Annotated in this window: 12 protein-coding genes and 1 riboswitch; of the genes, 10 read left to right on the top strand and 2 right to left on the bottom strand. The window is 72.7% G+C overall.

Annotated elements, in window-relative coordinates; translation table 11 throughout:
- Positions 1 to 249: 249 nt before the first annotated feature.
- From VF632_RS08610 to VF632_RS08565, 10 genes are all read left to right on the top strand, one after another.
- Entirely contained in the window at positions 250 to 975 is a 726-nt protein-coding gene (locus tag VF632_RS08610; protein ID WP_331022466.1) for a polysaccharide biosynthesis/export family protein, read from the top strand.
- Between the two features lie 6 nt (positions 976 to 981).
- Complete coding sequence (locus VF632_RS08605) at positions 982 to 3,417, top strand: GumC family protein (RefSeq protein WP_331022465.1); 2,436 nt, start codon at positions 982 to 984, stop codon at positions 3,415 to 3,417.
- A gap of 369 nt (positions 3,418 to 3,786) precedes the next feature.
- Positions 3,787 to 3,878: riboswitch (cyclic di-GMP riboswitch) on the top strand.
- Between the two features lie 16 nt (positions 3,879 to 3,894).
- Positions 3,895 to 5,487, top strand: coding sequence for a sugar transferase (locus VF632_RS08600; RefSeq protein ID WP_331022464.1), 1,593 nt, complete (start codon positions 3,895 to 3,897; stop codon positions 5,485 to 5,487).
- Between the two features lie 25 nt (positions 5,488 to 5,512).
- Positions 5,513 to 7,060: a lipopolysaccharide biosynthesis protein gene (locus VF632_RS08595; RefSeq protein WP_331022463.1), complete on the top strand. Its 1,548-nt coding sequence runs from the start codon at positions 5,513 to 5,515 to the stop codon at positions 7,058 to 7,060.
- Between the two features lie 110 nt (positions 7,061 to 7,170).
- Positions 7,171 to 8,235: a glycosyltransferase family 2 protein gene (locus VF632_RS08590; protein ID WP_331022462.1), complete on the top strand. Its 1,065-nt coding sequence runs from the start codon at positions 7,171 to 7,173 to the stop codon at positions 8,233 to 8,235.
- Positions 8,232 to 9,158: a glycosyltransferase family 2 protein gene (locus tag VF632_RS08585; RefSeq protein ID WP_331022461.1), complete on the top strand. Its 927-nt coding sequence runs from the start codon at positions 8,232 to 8,234 to the stop codon at positions 9,156 to 9,158. Before VF632_RS08590 ends, VF632_RS08585 begins: the two co-directional genes overlap by 4 nt.
- Positions 9,148 to 10,542 (top strand): O-antigen ligase, encoded by a 1,395-nt coding sequence (locus VF632_RS08580; RefSeq protein ID WP_331022460.1) that lies wholly within the window; start codon positions 9,148 to 9,150, stop codon positions 10,540 to 10,542. The genes VF632_RS08585 and VF632_RS08580 overlap by 11 nt, the downstream gene beginning before the upstream one ends.
- Complete coding sequence (locus VF632_RS08575) at positions 10,539 to 11,603, top strand: glycosyltransferase family 2 protein (RefSeq protein WP_331022459.1); 1,065 nt, start codon at positions 10,539 to 10,541, stop codon at positions 11,601 to 11,603. The genes VF632_RS08580 and VF632_RS08575 overlap by 4 nt, the downstream gene beginning before the upstream one ends.
- Before the next feature lie 17 nt (positions 11,604 to 11,620).
- Positions 11,621 to 12,457, top strand: a complete 837-nt coding sequence (locus VF632_RS08570) for a WecB/TagA/CpsF family glycosyltransferase (protein ID WP_331022458.1) — start codon at positions 11,621 to 11,623, stop codon at positions 12,455 to 12,457.
- On the top strand, positions 12,454 to 13,392 hold the full coding sequence (locus VF632_RS08565) for a GNAT family N-acetyltransferase (RefSeq protein WP_331022457.1): 939 nt from the start codon (positions 12,454 to 12,456) through the stop codon (positions 13,390 to 13,392). The genes VF632_RS08570 and VF632_RS08565 overlap by 4 nt, the downstream gene beginning before the upstream one ends.
- Positions 13,393 to 13,478: 86 nt before the next feature.
- Here the strand turns inward: VF632_RS08565 and VF632_RS08560 are convergent, their stop codons facing one another.
- Both VF632_RS08560 and VF632_RS08555 read right to left on the bottom strand, forming a co-directional pair.
- Positions 13,479 to 14,231 (bottom strand): polysaccharide deacetylase family protein, encoded by a 753-nt coding sequence (locus VF632_RS08560; RefSeq protein ID WP_331022456.1) that lies wholly within the window; start codon positions 14,229 to 14,231, stop codon positions 13,479 to 13,481.
- A gap of 4 nt (positions 14,232 to 14,235) precedes the next feature.
- Positions 14,236 to 15,396: an acyltransferase gene (locus VF632_RS08555; protein ID WP_331022455.1), complete on the bottom strand. Its 1,161-nt coding sequence runs from the start codon at positions 15,394 to 15,396 to the stop codon at positions 14,236 to 14,238.
- Between the last annotated feature and the right edge of the window lie 106 nt (positions 15,397 to 15,502).

Here is a 15,502-nt window from a genome sequence, read left to right as displayed (position 1 = left end):
GCGCGCCCATGGAGATTGAGGTCTGCCCAAAATGCACGCCCTACGCGCGAAACGCCAGTGTCGTCGCGCCGAAGCGCCCCAACGCTGGACGACGTGCGTTGCAGCTCGACCAGGAGCAGAGCCATCTGGTACTACTCGATGTGGCACCTTGCTTGCACCGGCCGTGCCTGCGGTTCCCGCGCGAAAGCCATCTTTTTCCATCCCGGAAGCCCTCGCGCGGGGGTGCCCGAGCCTCAAAACGCCGTAACCATGCCTGCTCCTGACCGCATCCGCCGCCTGGCAGTGATGCTCGCTTCTTCCTGCGCACTGGCCGCTTCGCTGGCCGCGTGCGGCGTCTTCGCCGTGCCGCCCGAGGGAACGCCGCCGCCGGCCACCGTCGGGCCCACCGTGATGCCCGACGAGGGCCCGCCGCCCGAGGTGACGGCGGCGCTGCTGAACCAGGGCCCCGACCCGCTGCGGCAGGGCGACATCGTGCGCCTGCGCATCTGGCGCGAGGCAGAGATGTCCGGCGACTACACCGTCAACGAGGACGGCGACGTGGTGCTGCCCCGCGTGGGCAACATCCACGTGGCCGGCGAGCAGCCCGCCGAGATCAAGACGCGCATCACCCAGGCGTTCTCGCGCTTCCTGCAGAGCCCGTCCATCGAGGTCACGCTGCTGCGCCGCGTGCAGGTGCTGGGGGCCGTGCGCAACCCGGGGCTGTATCCGGTGGACCCCACGATGACGGTGTCCGACGCGCTGGCGCTGGCGGGAGGCACCACCACCGACGGCAGCCCCAACCGCGTGGTGCTCATCCGCGACGGAGTGCGGCTTCCCGTGAAGCTCGAGGCCAACACCCCCATCGCGGGCGCGTCCATCCGCTCGGGCGACCAGATTTACGTGGACCAGCGCAGCTGGATCAGCCGCAACACGGGCGTAGTCACCGCCGCCATCACCGGCGTGGTGAGCCTGATCATCGCCTTCGGCACCAGGTAGGAACAGATGGAACCCTTGATGCTGCCGGGGCAGGTGGCGCCGCCGCCGTACGTTCCCCCCGCGCCCGAGCCCGTGAAGGTGCGCGAGCTCTGGGGAATGGTGAAGCGCCACCGCCTGCTGATCGGCGCCTGCACGGCCGTGGGGTTGGCGCTGGGGCTGCTTCTCGTTTCCCGCAGCCGCCCCGAGTACGAGGCGACGGCCACGATCGTGGTCGACGACAACCGCGAGCGGGTGGCGCGAGTGCTGGGGAACGAAGTGACGGACCAGAAGGGACGGATGGCCACGGAGATGGAGCTGCTCCGCAGCCGCCTGCTGGCCCGCGCCGTCGCCGATTCGCTGGAGCTCCGCGTTTCGGTGGTGAAGCCCGAGGGGGTGCCGCGCAGCCAGGTGCTTTCGGGCATTCGGCTGAACCGGGAGGCCGATACGGCCACGATCACCTTCGTCAAGCAGGCGTACGGCGAGTTCGAGGCCCGCAACGCCGACGGCAAGGTGATCGGACGCACCAGCGCCGGCACGCCCATGCAGGTGCCGGGCGGGCAGCTCATCCTGGCCCCCGAGGCCGTGGACCACCCCGAGTTCACCGTCGCCATCGGCACGCGCGAGGGCGCCGCCGAAGCCGTGGCCGACCAGCTGGACATCTCGCAGCCGGCGGAAGATGCCGACGTCGTGCACGTCGCCTACCGCTCGTCGGACCCGGCGCTGGCCCGCGACGTTCCCAATGCGCTGGCGGCGCGCTATACCGAGCTGCGGCGCGACATGCACGGCAGCGAGGCGCGCAGCACCGTGCAGTTCCTGCGGGCCCAGGTAGACACGCTGCGCGGCCAGCTCACCGCGGCCGAGCAGCGGCTGCAGGCGTTCCGCGAGCGCGAGGGCGTGGTGGCCCTGCCGGTGGAGGCCAGCACCCAGGTGACGCAGCAGGCGCAGCTGCAGGCCCAGCGCAACGCGCTGGAGGCCGAGCGCTCGGCGCTGGCCCGCAGCATCGCGCAGGCCCGCTCGTCCACCGGCCCGGGCGCCTCGTCGCCGTATCGCAACCTGACGGCGTTCCCCACCCTGCTGCGCAACGAGACCGCCACGCAGCTGATCACCCAGATCGCGCAGCTGGAGAACGAGCGCGCGACGATGATGCGCACCCGCACCGCCGCCGACCCCGACGTGCAGCTCCTCACCCAGCGCATCGAGCAGCTGGAGGGACAGCTGGGCGGGATCGTGAACACGTACGTGCAGGGGCTGGGCAACCAGGTGGCCTCCATCGACGCCAGCCTGGGATCGTTCGGGGCGCGGATGGACCGCATTCCCGCCCAGGAGGTGGAGCTCGCGCGGCTGAGCCGGCAGACGGACGTGCTGGGCGGATTGTACGGCCAGCTGCAGGCGCGGCTGAAGGAGGCCGAGGTGGCCGAGGCGGTGGACGAGCCGGGCGCGGTGGTGGTGGACCCGGCGACGCTCCCCTCCAAGCCGTCCAACGGGAGCACGCCCCTGATCGCCGGGGTGCTGGCCATCTTCGGCATGCTGCTGGGCGTGGGCATCGCCTTCGCCCGCGAGTACGCCGATGTGTCGGTGCACACCCGCGACGACCTGCAGGCCGCCACCGGGTTCCCCGTCCTGGGATGGGTGCCGCGGATGGGCGCCACCCTTTCCCCCGGCAAGAAGGCGCTGCGGGGGATGCGGCGGATGCTTCGTCCCGGGCGCGCAGCCGAGTCGCACGCGGGCCGGGCCCTGGTGCCCACCGCGGGCATCGCGTCGCTGATGCCCTCGCTTCCCGCGGGCGCGCCCACCGCCACGGCCGATTCGTACGAGTGGCTGTACCGCAACCTGCTCTTCCTGAAGCCGGGCGAGGACGTGCGGGCGGTGCTGGTCACCAGCCCGCTGCCGGGAGACGGAAAGACGACCACGGCGGCGGGGCTGGCCTCTACGCTGGCGCAGCGCGGGCTGCGGGTGCTGCTGATCGACGCCGACCTGCGCCGGGGAGCGCCCGCGCCCGAGGGCGGCGGGGGCACCCCGGGGCTCTCGGACCTGCTGGCGGGCACCGCGCCCCTGGCCGACGTGGTGCAGCTGGTGAACGTGGGCGAGGGGCGGCAGCTTCACTACATCCCCGCCGGGCACCTGCCGCCCGACCCGGTGCAGCTGCTGGGGTCGCCGCGCATCCAGGTGCTGATGGAGTGGCTGCGCGAAAAGTACTTCATCGTGGTGCTGGACTCGCCCCCGCTGAACCTGTTCGCCGACGCGGCCGTGCTGGGCGCGTGCGCCGACGCCACCCTGCTGGTGTCGCGCGCGGGCGTCACCCCCTTCGAGGCGGTGGTGCACGCCGCCGAGCAGTGCCGGCGGGCGCGCATGCCCACCGTGGGCACGGTGCTGAACGACATCGTCCCCGACCGCGACCGCGACTACGACCCCGCCTACAGGTGGTACGAAGAGGGTCGCGCCTACTACGCCCGGGTGGCCTGACAGCGAAAAGTACCGGTCTAGGCAGAGAAGAGGAGCAGGGGACAGGCCGTCCGCTGCTCCTCCGCCGTTCTGCGCGATCGAGGGACATGCCGGGGATTCTGCGCGAATGCTGGCGTTTCGCGTGATTTCCGTACATACTGGGGAACGTCGGCCGAAACGACGGGGCCGGGGGAAGCCCCCTCCGTTCCCTCCGCGCCTCGGCGTGCCGACGCTTCCGGCGGCGACAGAGTTGGGGAACATCCGCACCTGCCTCAATGCGCCCCACGCCGGGCTAACTCGTTCCCAGATCAGGACGAGAGGGCACAAACAGGTGCCCCGGTGGTATAGAATTCGCTTTGATAGCGGCCTGGGGCTTCCGGGCCGTGCAGCACCCGACAATAGCACTCCCGCCGCGAGGCGGGGCCGCAGAGCCAGGGGTCTTGGTTGGCGCAGGGGATCGCCAAGACAGCCCAGCCGCCGAAGGTGGTAGGACAAGCCATGCAGCGTAGCATCATCGCCCTCGAGGGCACCACCCTCCGGGGATCGCCCGAAATCGGCCCCCCGCGTGAAGTTCCGCGCGAAGCCCCGGCCGTTCCCGTCATCCACGAGCCCGCGTCGGTGCCCGTGCCGCCCACGCTCACGGTGTCGGCGGCGCCCACGATGCTGCCCTCGCGCGCTCCCGCGCTTCCCACCGAAGTGCAGCGGACGGTGGACACCTTCGTGTGCGTGGGGCTGCTGCTGGCGGTGTGGATCGGCACGGCGCTGGGCACCATGCCCGGCGGGCTGAACGAGGTGCTCAAGCTTCAGATCACCATCCGCCATGCGCTGCTGGCCGGGCTGTTCGCCCTGCTGTGGCCGCGGCTGTTCTCCATGGCCGGCGTGTACGACGCGCACGTGGCGCCCAACCGCCGGCACGCCATCCTCCGCATCGTGGCCGCCACGGGGCTGGGCAGCTTCATCGCCATGAGCTTCGTGATGCCCACGCTGGCGGGGCCGTACCGCATTCCCGCCGCGGCCGCGTTCTGGTTCGCCTCGGCCGCCATCGCCGTGGCCGTGCGCGTGCCGGTGTGGGCGCTGGCCAACTCGGCGGCGCGCACGCACGTGCCCCGGCGCGTGCTGATCATCGGCAGCGGGCCGCGCGCCCGGCGCCTGCGCGACGAGATCCTGTCGCGCAAGGACGGCGGGGTGGAGCTGCTGGGATGGGTGGATTCCGACGACCACGCGCTGGCCGCCCGGATGGACCTGCCCAAGGTGTGCAGCCTGGACGGCCTGGAAGACTGGCTGATGCACCACGTGGTCGACGAGGCGCTGATCGCCCTTCCCGTGAAGTCGTGCTACGCCGAGATCCAGCGCTCCATCGAGGTGTGCGCGCGGGTGGGCGTGGAAAGCAAGTACCTGGCGGACGCCTTCCAGGTGTCGGTGGCCCGGCCGCGGCTGGAGCACGACCGGGCGCTCCCCTTCCTGACCATGAAGACCTTCTGCGACGACCACCGCGTGCTCATCAAGCGGGCGGTGGACATCGTGGGGGCGGCCATGGGGATGCTGGCGCTGTCGCCCTTCCTGATCGGCATCGCGCTGGCCATCAAGCTCACCAGCCGCGGGCCGGTGCTGTTCGCGCAGGAGCGCTACGGGCAGAACAAGCGCCGCTTCAAGATGTACAAGTTCCGCACGATGGTGCCCAACGCCGAGGCGCTGATCGCGCACCTGGAAGACAAGAACGAGGCGATCGGCCCGATCTTCAAGATCAAGGACGACCCGCGCGTCACCTCGGTGGGCCGCTGGCTGCGCAAGACCTCGCTCGACGAGCTTCCGCAGCTGTGGAACGTGCTGATGGGCGAGATGTCGCTGGTGGGGCCCCGCCCCATGGCCGTGCGCGACGTGCAGCTGTTCGACCAGGCGTGGTTCATGCGCCGGTTCAGCGCGCCCCCGGGAATGACCGGGCTGTGGCAGGTCAGCGGGCGCAGCAACCTGGGCTTCGACGACTGGGTGACGCTGGACCTCAAGTACATCGACGAGTGGTCGATGACCATGGACCTGAAGATCCTGGCCCTCACGCTGCCCACCGTGCTCCGCGGCACCGGCGCCGCGTGACCGGCCCGCCCCTTCGCGAAACCACGTGACCGAACCGCCCCTTCCGGGGCGCACACTGGGCGCCCGAACTCTTTCGGCCGCCCAGTGGCGTCTTGGCACCTCCCTCGTGCAGGGCTTTCTCCAGTTCGCCACCGGCGTGCTGCTGGCCCGCCTGCTCCCGCCCCGCGACTTCGGCCTGGTGGCCCTGGCGCTGGTGGTCACCGGCCTGGCCACGCTGGTGGCCGACCTGGGGCTGGGGCCGGCCATCGTGCAGCGGCGCGACCTGACCGGGCGCCACCTTCGCACCGCCTTCACCGCATCGCTCCTCTTTGGGCTGGCCATCACCGCCCTGGTGGCCCTGCTGGCCCCGCTCGCGGGCGTGCTGCTGGCGAGCCCGCAGCTTCCCGCCGTGCTGGCCGTGCTGTCGCTGCTGTTCGTGATGGGCGCGTTCGGCGTGGTGCCCCGGGCCCTGCTTCAGCGCGACATGCGGGCCGTGCCCCTCTTCACCGTCAGCGTGGTGAGCTACCTGGTGGGCTACGCCGTCGCCGTCACCGCCCTGGCGCTGGCGGGCTTCGGCGTGTGGAGCCTGGTGTGGGGATCGCTGATCCAGACGGGGCTGGAAAGCGCGATGGCGCTGGCCATCGTCCGCCCCCCCGTTCGCCCGCTGCTGGGCCGCGCCGAGCTGCGCGACCTGCTGGGGTACGGGGCGAAGGCCAGCCTGAACGCCGTGGTCAACTACTTCGCCCGCAACGGCGACAACGCCATCGTGGGGCGCGTGCTGGGCCCCGGGGCGCTGGGCCTGTACAACCGCGCCTACGGGCTGATGCTGCTGCCGCTCACGCACCTGGGGGGGGCCACCAACGCCGTGCTCTTTCCCGCCCTGGCCGAGGTGCAGTCGGACCTGCCCCGCGTCAGGCGGGGCTACCTGCTCGCCGTGCAGTTCACCGCGCTCGTCGCCGCGCCGGTGATGGCGGGGATGGCCGTCGCGGCGCCGCACATGGTCGCGGCGCTCTACGGCCCGCGGTGGGAGGGGATGGTTCCGGCGCTGCAGGTGCTGTGCGCGGCGGGGCTGTTCCGCGCCGTCTACCACCTGGCGGGGGCGGTGACCTCGGCCTGCGGCCGGCTGGGCGAGGAGACGCGGCGGCAGTTCGTCTACGCCGCGCTGGTGGCGGCCGGGGGCATCGCGGGAACGCGCTGGGGGGTGACCGGCGTGGCCGTGGGCATCAGCATCGGGATCGCCTACATGTACGTGGCCATGTCGGGGCTGGCCCTGCGCATCACCGGCGGCACCTGGGGGGAGTTCCTGGGGGTGCAGGCGCCCGGGGTGGCGCTGGGCGCCGTGGTCGGCGCGGCGGCGCTGGGGGTACGCCTGGCGCTGGAAGCGCTGGGCGCGGGGCACGGCGCCGTCTTCCTGGGGGTGCTGGCGGCGTGTGCGGCGGCGCTCCCCGCGGGGCTGTACCTGCTTCCGGCGCGCGTGCGGCCCGCCGCCCTGTTCGACCGGCTGGCCCCCAACGTGGGCCGCCTTCCCCGCCCGCTGCAGTTCGCCATGGTGCGCGTGCTGCGGCTTTCGCCGGAGGGCGGGCGCCTGCCCTGAAGGCGGTGCCCGGCGTGGCACGGGCGGTGCACGCATGTGCAGGCGACGCACGAACCCACGCAGCACCCCGCGCGGCCCCAGGCCCACGGGGAACGCCGTACAGGAGCACGATGCAGACGAGCCCCCCGGGCGACGGGACGACGGAGCTGGTTTCGGTGGTGGTCCCTTGCCACAACGCCGCGCCCTTCGTGGCCGAGACGCTGGAATCCGTCCTGGCCCAGACCTACCCGTCCGTGGAAGCCGTGGTGGTGGACGACGCCTCGACCGACGGGAGCTGGGAGGTGGTGAAGCGCTTCACCGACCGCTGGCCGGACCGCGTGCGGGCGCTGCGGCTGGAAAGCAACCGGGGAGGCGGCTTCGCGCGGAACCGCGGCGCCGAGCTGGCGCGGGGCGGCTTTCTGATGTTCCTGGACGCCGACGACTACGTGGCGCCCGGCGCGATGGCGGCGCTGGTGCCGGCCGTGCGATCGCAGCCTGGCGCGCTGGCGGCCGGCGAGTCGTGCAAGGTCGAGCTCGACGCCGCCGGCCGCTGGACGGAGGCCGGGCGAAACGCCCGCCTCCCCAGTCCCGATCCCGACGCGGCCCTGCGGGGCTGGCTGGAAGGCTCGGCGTGGGTGCCCACCTGCGCGCTGCTCTGGCGCCGCGACGTGTACGAATCCACCGGCGGCTGGGACGAATCGGTGGCACGCAACCAGGACGGCGACATCGCCATGCGTGCCCTGGTGAACGGCGCGCGCATCGTCCGTGTTCCCGAGATGGTGGGGTTCTACCGGATGCACGGCTCCGCGCGGATGTCGGTGAGCCGCAACTTCGTGCACGCCGACAAGCTGAGCTCGCAGCTGAAGGTCATCGACCGCATCGACTCCATCCTCCTCGCCCAAGGACGGCGCGACGACTTTGCGCAGGCACTGGCGGCGGACTACGAGAGCGTGGCCCTGCAGGCGTTCCAGAACACGCACTGGCAGCTCGGGCGCGAGTGCCTGGCCCGCGCCCGGCGGCTGGGAGGACGGGGCATGCAGTCGGCCACGCGCCATGGCCGCGCGCTGGAACGGGTCCTGGGGATGGAGGGAAAGGAGCGCCTGACGCAGGCCCTGGCGCGCGCCGGCCTGATGTCGGCGGGGCGCCGCACCATGGTGGGGCTGCGGGTTCGCGCGGCGGCGGACGGCACGCCATGAAGGTGGCCGTGTGCGCGGTGACCTACCTGCGGCCCCGCGGCCTGGCGCGGCTGCTCGAAGGACTGTGCACCCTGCGTTTCGAGGGGGCGCCGCCGGAGCTGGAGATCGTCGTGGTGGACAACGACCCCGCGCGCTCGGCCGAGGCCGTCTGCGACGAGTGGTCGGACCGGCTGCCCTGGCCCCTGCGCTACCGGCACGAGGAGCGCCGCGGCGTGTCGCACGCGCGCAACGCGGCCGTGGCCGCCGCGCGCGAGGCCGGGGCAGACATGATGGCCTTCATCGACGACGACGAGGTGCCCCTGCCCGGCTGGCTGAGCGAGCTGCTCCGGGTGCAGGCCCAGCACGGGGCCGACGTGGTGGCGGGCCCCGTGCTGCCGGTGTTCGAGGGCGAGGTGCCCGACTGGGTGAAGCGCGGCGGCTTCTTCGAGGCGCCGCGGCTCCCCACCGGGGCCCACAAGGGCGACCCGGGCGCCGGCAACGTGCTGATCCGCATGGCCGTGCTCAGGGACATGCCCGAGCCCTTCGACCCCCGGTTCACGCTCAGCGGGGGCGAGGATACCCACCTGTTCCTGCGGCTGGCGCGTGCGGGGGCGGTGATGGTGTGGGCCGACGAAGCCGTGGCGCACGAGTGGACGCCCGCCACGCGCACCCGCGCCCGCTGGATCCTCCAGCGCGTGTACCGCACGGCGAACACGTGGAGCGTCTGCGAGCGCGAGCTCCAACCCACGCTGGGCGCGGCGGTCGTGCGCGCGGGCAAGGGCGTCGCGCGGATCGGCCTGGGGCTGGCCACCCTGCCGGTGGCCCTCGTGCGCGGCCGCGCCGGCGTGGTGCGCTCGCTGTGGTACGTGTGCTGGGGGGCGGGAAACCTCACGGGGCTCACGCGGCTCCGCTTCCAGGAGTATCGGACGATCCATGGCGACTGAGCTCCTGGCGGCCCCCGGGACCGCCACGCTTCCCCGCCCCGCCTTTTCCGCGCGGCGCCGCCCGCCCCGGCAGGCGGCGCTGGAAAGCGCGTTCGCCACGGCGTACCGGGGCGCGGAAACGGCGTTCGCGGTGGTGGCGGTGTACCTGATGTCGCACGCGGTGGTGCTGCTGGTGCTCGAGGGAAGCGGCAGCGACGCCGTCGGGGGCGCCTACGAGGGCAACTACGTGCTGCGCACCATGTTCGCCAGCATCCACGCCGTGAGCCTGGGGCTGGTGGCGGTGCGCTGGCGGGCGTCGCTGGCCGCCATCGCCCGCCGGCCCAGCGTGCTGGCCCTCATGGCGCTGGCGCTGGCTTCCACCGCCTGGTCGGCCGCGCCGGACCTTACGCTGCGGCGTTCGCTCGCGCTGCTGGGCACCACCGCGTTCGGCGTGTTCCTCGCCGCGCGCTTCGAGCCGCGGGAGCTGCTGCGGGTGCTGGGCGCGGCCCTGGCGCTGCTGGCGGTGAGCTCGCTGGCCTTCGCCCTGGCCCTTCCCCGCCTGGGCGTCAACCACGGCATCCACGCGGGCGCCTGGCAGGGGGTGTACACGCACAAGAACATCCTGGGCAAGGTGATGGCCCTGGGGGCGATGGTGTTCCTGCTCCTGCGCGCCGACCTTCCGCGTTCGCGGCGGTGGATCGGCACCTCGGGGGTGGCGCTGTGCCTGTTCCTGCTGCTGATGTCCACCTCCAAGACGGCGCTGAGCGTGCTGGTGGCGCTCTTTGCCTCGGCCGCGCTCTTCCGCCTGCTCCGCCAGCGCATGGACGTGGCGATCATGGTGTTCGTGGGCGCCGTGCTGGTGGGCGGCAGCGCCGCGGCGCTGCTCGCCACCAACTGGGAGGCCTCCCTGGCCGTGCTCGGCAAGGACCCGTCGCTCACCGGCCGCGTGCCCATGTGGGAGGTGCTGGTGCGCGCCATCGGCAGAGAGCCCTGGCTGGGATACGGATACAACGCCTTCTGGCTGGGCGACGCGGGCCCGTCTGCCCAGCCGCTGAAGGAGATCGGCTGGGAAACGCCCACGGCCCACAACGGCTTCCTCGAAGTGCTCCTGCAGCTGGGCATCACCGGGCTGGCCCTGTTCCTGGTGGGGTACCTGTCGGCGTTCCGGCAGGCGCTGGGCGCCCTGCGCCGCACGGTCACCCCCGACGGCCTGTGGCCGGTGCTCATCCTTACCATGACCCTGCTCTACAACGTCAGCGAGTCGGTGCTCCTGGAAAAGAACAACCTGAACTGGGCCCTGTACGTCGCCGCCGTCTGCTCGCCCCTGCTGGCCCGTCCGGCGGCGCCCGGGCGCGGCGGCTGGCTGCGCCGGCCGCGGGCGGCACCCGCCGGGAGGCCGCGATGAACGGGCCAGGCTCGCCGGGCGGCACCGGGGCCCCGCCGGAGTTCTCGGTGCTGGTCGCCGCCTACAACCAGGCCGAGTGGGTGGTCGACACCCTCGACAGCGTGGCGGCCCAGGCGTTCGGAGACTGGGAGCTCGTGGTGGTGGACGATGGCTCCACCGACGGCACCGCCGAAGCCGTGCGGGGGTGGATGGACCGGCTGCGCGCCGCGCGCCCCGCGGTGAGGGCCGTCCTGTCCTCCATCCCCAACGCCGGTCAGTCGGGCGCCATGGAGCACGGGTTCGGGCTGTGCCGGGGGCGGTGGATCGCGCTGCTGGATTCGGACGACCGCTGGGTCCCGGAAAAGCTGGCGCGCGTGGCCCAGGCCGCGGCGGCCGATCCCGCCGCGGGGATGATCGTGCACACCATGTACGTGATCGACGAGCACGGCCGCCGCACCGGCGACGTCCGGCCCCGGCGCGCGGCCCTTTCCGAGGGCGACCTCCGCGACCAGATCCGCCGCACCACGCGCCACGTGGCGCCGGCAACGTCGGCCGTCGCCATCCGCGCCGACGTGTTCGCCGGGCTGCTGCCCATGCCCACCAAGGGCTTCCGCACCGCGGCCGACGCCTACCTGACCATGGGTGCCTCGCTGCTGGCTCCCGTGAAGGCCGTGCACGAGCCCCTGGCCGAGTACCGCATGCACCCCGACGGCAACCACATCCGCACCATGCTCTCGCCCGACGGCGTGCGCCGCTGGGTGGAGCTGCAGTCGGTGATGGCCCGGCACTTCGGGCTGACGGGGGTGGCCGACCGCAACTCGTACTTCCTGCGCCACGTGTTCGCGCTGCAGAAGTTCGAGGGCGGGGTGGGCGGCCAGGTGGCCACCTTCGGGCGGCTGGCCCGGGCCACGTGGACCGACGCGGCCTTCGGGCCGGGAGAAAAGCTGGTCTTTTCCGCGTTCTGGACGGCGTGCCTGCTCGCGCCGCGGCCCGTGTTCCGCCGGCTGTGGCGCGCGTTCCAGCTGAAGCAGACCGGCTTCGACAAGATCGGCCTGCGGTCCACGGCCGACAGCGCCATCTGACGGGCGGGGGCGAGCCGATGTCTTCGGCGGGCGAGCGGGCGGAAATCCGCCCGGCGGACGGCGCGCCTCCCGCCGGGGCGCCGCGCCGGCTTCACATCGCCGGTGTGCCCGTCGACGCGCTCACCCAGGCCGAGGCCATCGCCTGGGTCCTCCAGCGCGCCCGCGCGGGAGGGCCGCCCGCCTACGTGGTGACCCCCAACGCCCACCACGCGGGGCTCCTCCGCGACTCCGCGCGCTTCCGGCGGGCCTACGCCTCGGCGGGGCTGTCCGTGGCCGACGGCGTGTCGCTGGTGTGGGCGTCCCGGGTGCTCGGCGCTCCCCTTCCCGCCCGGGTGCCGGGCGTGGACCTGTTCGAGGCCGTCTGTGAAGCGGTCGCGGGAACGGGGCTCCGCGTGTTCCTGCTGGGCGGCCGGCCGGGCGCGGCCGAGGGGGCGGCGCGCGCGCTCCGGAAATCGTATCCGGGGCTGGAGGTGGCGGGCACGTACTGCCCTCCCGTGGGGTTCGAGGCCGACGCCGCGGAATCGCGGCGAGTGGCCGACGCGGTGCGGGGCGCGGCGCCGCACGTGCTGTTCGTGGCCCTTGGCGCGCCGAAGCAGGAAGTGTGGCTCCAGGACCACCTCGCGGAGTTGGGCGTTCCCGTGGGCGTAGGGGTGGGCGCCGCATTCGACTTCGTGTCGGGGCAGGTGCGCCGCGCTCCCCGGTGGATGCGGCGGGTGGGGCTGGAGTGGCTGTTCCGGGTGATGGTGGAGCCGCGCCGCCTGTGGAAGCGCTACGCCGTCTACAACACACGACTGGTCGCACTCGTCTTCCGCCAGCGGCTGGGCGGCGGCGTGCGCGCGAATCGGAGCGGATGAACTTCTTTTCGACCGACACGTTCCTCGACGCGCTGGCCGCGGCCCGCTTTCCGGGGCGGCGGTGCCAGCCGGTGCTGGTCTCGGTGGAGGGCGCCGTGTACCGCGTCCTCGACGTGGAGGGCACGGCCGTCACGCAGGTGCCCTTCCTGGATCTCCTGGAGCCGGTCGCGGACGCCGCACCGTCCGGGCAGCGGCCGCTGGGGTGGATTCCCGTGGCGCTGCGCGGAAACGTCACCCTGGCCGAGTGGAGATCCGCCGGTGCGCCGCCGGAGTGCGAGCCCTGCCCGTACCTTCGCTGGGCCGACTACCCCGCCACCTGGGACGAAGCGGCCCAGCGGCTGCCTCACGGCTCCGACATCCGCCGCAAGCAGCGGAAGCTGGAAGGGGAGGTCGGCCCGCCGCGGTACGTGGGCGACGACCCCGACCCCGCCGCCCTGCGCCTGTGCCTGGAGTGGAAGTCGCACCAGTACCGCGCCACGGGCCACCTGGACCAGTTCGCCGATCCCCGCAACGTGGCGCTGTTCGAGCGCCTGCGGGACGCAGGCGCGCTGGTGGTCTCTTCGCTCTACGCGGGCGAGCGGCTGGCGGCCGTCCACCTCGGCGTCGCGGACGAGGGGCGGTTCCTGTCGTGGATCCCCGCCTACGACGCCTCGCTGCAGAAGTACTCGCCCGGCCGCATCCTGCAGCACCGGATGATGGAGGACCGCTTCCGGCGCGGGGACCGCGAATTCGATTTCCTGATCGGCGACGAGGAGTACAAGTACCACTACGCCACGCACGTGAGGATCGCGGGCCCGGTGGGCACCCCGCCCCTCTCGCTCCGCGCGCGCCGCGCGGCCAAGGGGGTGGCCCGCGCGGCGCTGCAGGGGACGGGGCTGCTGGGCGGCGCCAAGCAGCTGAAGCGGTGGCTCCGGGAGCGGGCCCAGGCGAGGTAGGCGCGCGCCGGTGAAACGGAAAGAGCCGCGGAGGGCGCCCAGCCCTTCCGCGGCTCTTCCGCTTCGTGCCTTCCCGCGCCGGGCGGCTACGCTCCCGTGGCCTCGCGGAGCGCTTCGCGGATGGGAAGCACCGGCATCCCCGCCGACGCAACGGTGTGCAGCGCGTGCTCCAGCATGGCCGGCGTGCACCCGTACGGAGCGGGCGTTTCGGAAACGTCGTGGGTAAAGAAGACGATCCACCCGTTTTGCCGCCGTGCCTCCTCCACCCGCTCCTCCACCTGCTCCGCCGTCCAGTGCCGCACCTCCAGCGGCACCGCCCACAGCTGCGCCAGGTCCAGCACGCCCGCGTTGACGCCGGGGCGGATCCCGCGGCAGCAGGGATAGAGCCGCGAATAGAGCAGCTTGGTGCGCGGAGACACGTCGCCGAAGGGAAAGGCGAAGCTCGACAGGGTGACGTCGCCCAGGATGCCGCGGACGAATTCGGCGTTGCGGCGGGCGTCGGCCACCAGGTCGCGCGACAGCACCTCGGGAACGTAGCGGTGAAAGAAGGTGTGGGAGCCCACCTCGTGCCCGGCCGCGTGCACCGCGCGCAGGTCGTCGGCGTCGTAGTACTCGATCCCGTATTCCTCGATGCCGCAGTACCGGCCCGACGCGAAGTAGGTGCCCCGCGCCCCGAAGCCGCGGAGGATGGTCCCGCCCGCCGTCCACGCCGACTTCGGGAAATCGTCGAAGGTCACGCTGGCCAGCGGCCGGGTGAGCCGCGAGCGCGCGCGTTTGACGGGGATCTTGCGGCTGGCCCAGTTGTTCAGGCGGTCGCGAAAGGTGAACGGCTTCTCCATCTCCCTACGCAGTCGCGGGGTTGTCGCCCGCCACCGGGGCGGCGGGGACCACGGCGGGCCCGGCCGGCGTCTGCCACCCCGGGGCGGGGCGGCGGCCGGCGAAGCGGTCCTTCAGCGCCAGCAGCGGCGTCTCGAACCAGCGGTAGCTGAGCGACGCGGCCACGATGGTGATGGCGAGGGCGGCCAGGTACAGGGCCCACCCGGAAAGCGAGAGCTTGCGCGAAACGTTGATGGCCAACATGTGCATCAGGTACAGCCCGTACGAAATGGTGCCCAGGTAGGCGAGCACCCGGTTGCTCAGTGCCTGCTTGAGCCCCGCGTCGGGGCGGATGCACCCGGCCGCCACCACCCCGGCCATCAGCAGCGTCATCCACGGGTTGGGCACGCGCAGCGCATACCCCGCCGCCATGGCCGCGAACGCCGCGGGAAGGCTCCAGCGGCGCCCCAGCACCGCGTGCACCACGTCGAACGACCGCGCCCAGTGAAGGGCGTACGCCAGCGCGCAGCCGATCAGGATGGGCGCCGACGGGCTGGTGACCACGCGGGCGGCCGTGGTGCCCAGCCGCAGCACGCCCGAGTGCAGCAGCCCTTCCAGCAGCAGGTCCACCGCGAAGACCACGGCCAGGAAGGCGGCCGGCATCCACCGCCTGCGGGAGTGCTTCACGATCCACGGCCACACCAGGTAGAACTGCTCCTGCGCGGCCAGCGACCAGGCGAAGTAGAAGATCACCCGGTCGGCCTCGAGCGAGACGAACCAGTTGGCCGTGAACGTCAGGTACGCGGGAAGGTTCTTCCAGAACCCGGCGCCCGCCTCGGTGCCGCCCTCCAGGGCCCACACCAGCACCACGTACATCGCCAGCACCGTGTAGTACAGCGGGTACAGGCGGATGGCGCGGCGGATGAAGAAGCGGCGGAGGGAGATGTCGCCGTGCTTGTCGCGCTCGCGCAGCAGCAGCGTGGTGATCAGGAAGCCGCTGATCGCGAAGAACAGGGCGAAATGCGTCCCGTAGCCGAACAACGAGTCGTCCGGCCCCAGCGCATGGTGGCCGATGACGAAAAAAATGGCCAGCGCGCGAAGCCCGTCGAGGGTGTCGAAATACCGGATGGACCGGAACACCTGGTGGGGGCTCGCGGGCGGCGCCGCCGGCCGTGCCGGATCTGCCATGAGGCCCTCGGAACGAAAGTACGAATGTGCGCCGCGGCCGGCGCGGGCCCGGAGCCCGGGGGATTCAGCGGACGGCGAGGCGCGGAGGCCATGGCCTCCGCGCCTC

This window comes from Longimicrobium sp., assembly GCF_036388275.1.
In the GTDB taxonomy this organism is placed as follows: Bacteria; Gemmatimonadota; Gemmatimonadetes; order Longimicrobiales; family Longimicrobiaceae; genus Longimicrobium.
Note: the sequence above shows the minus strand (reverse complement) of the source record. Positions and strands in the feature narration are given on the sequence as shown.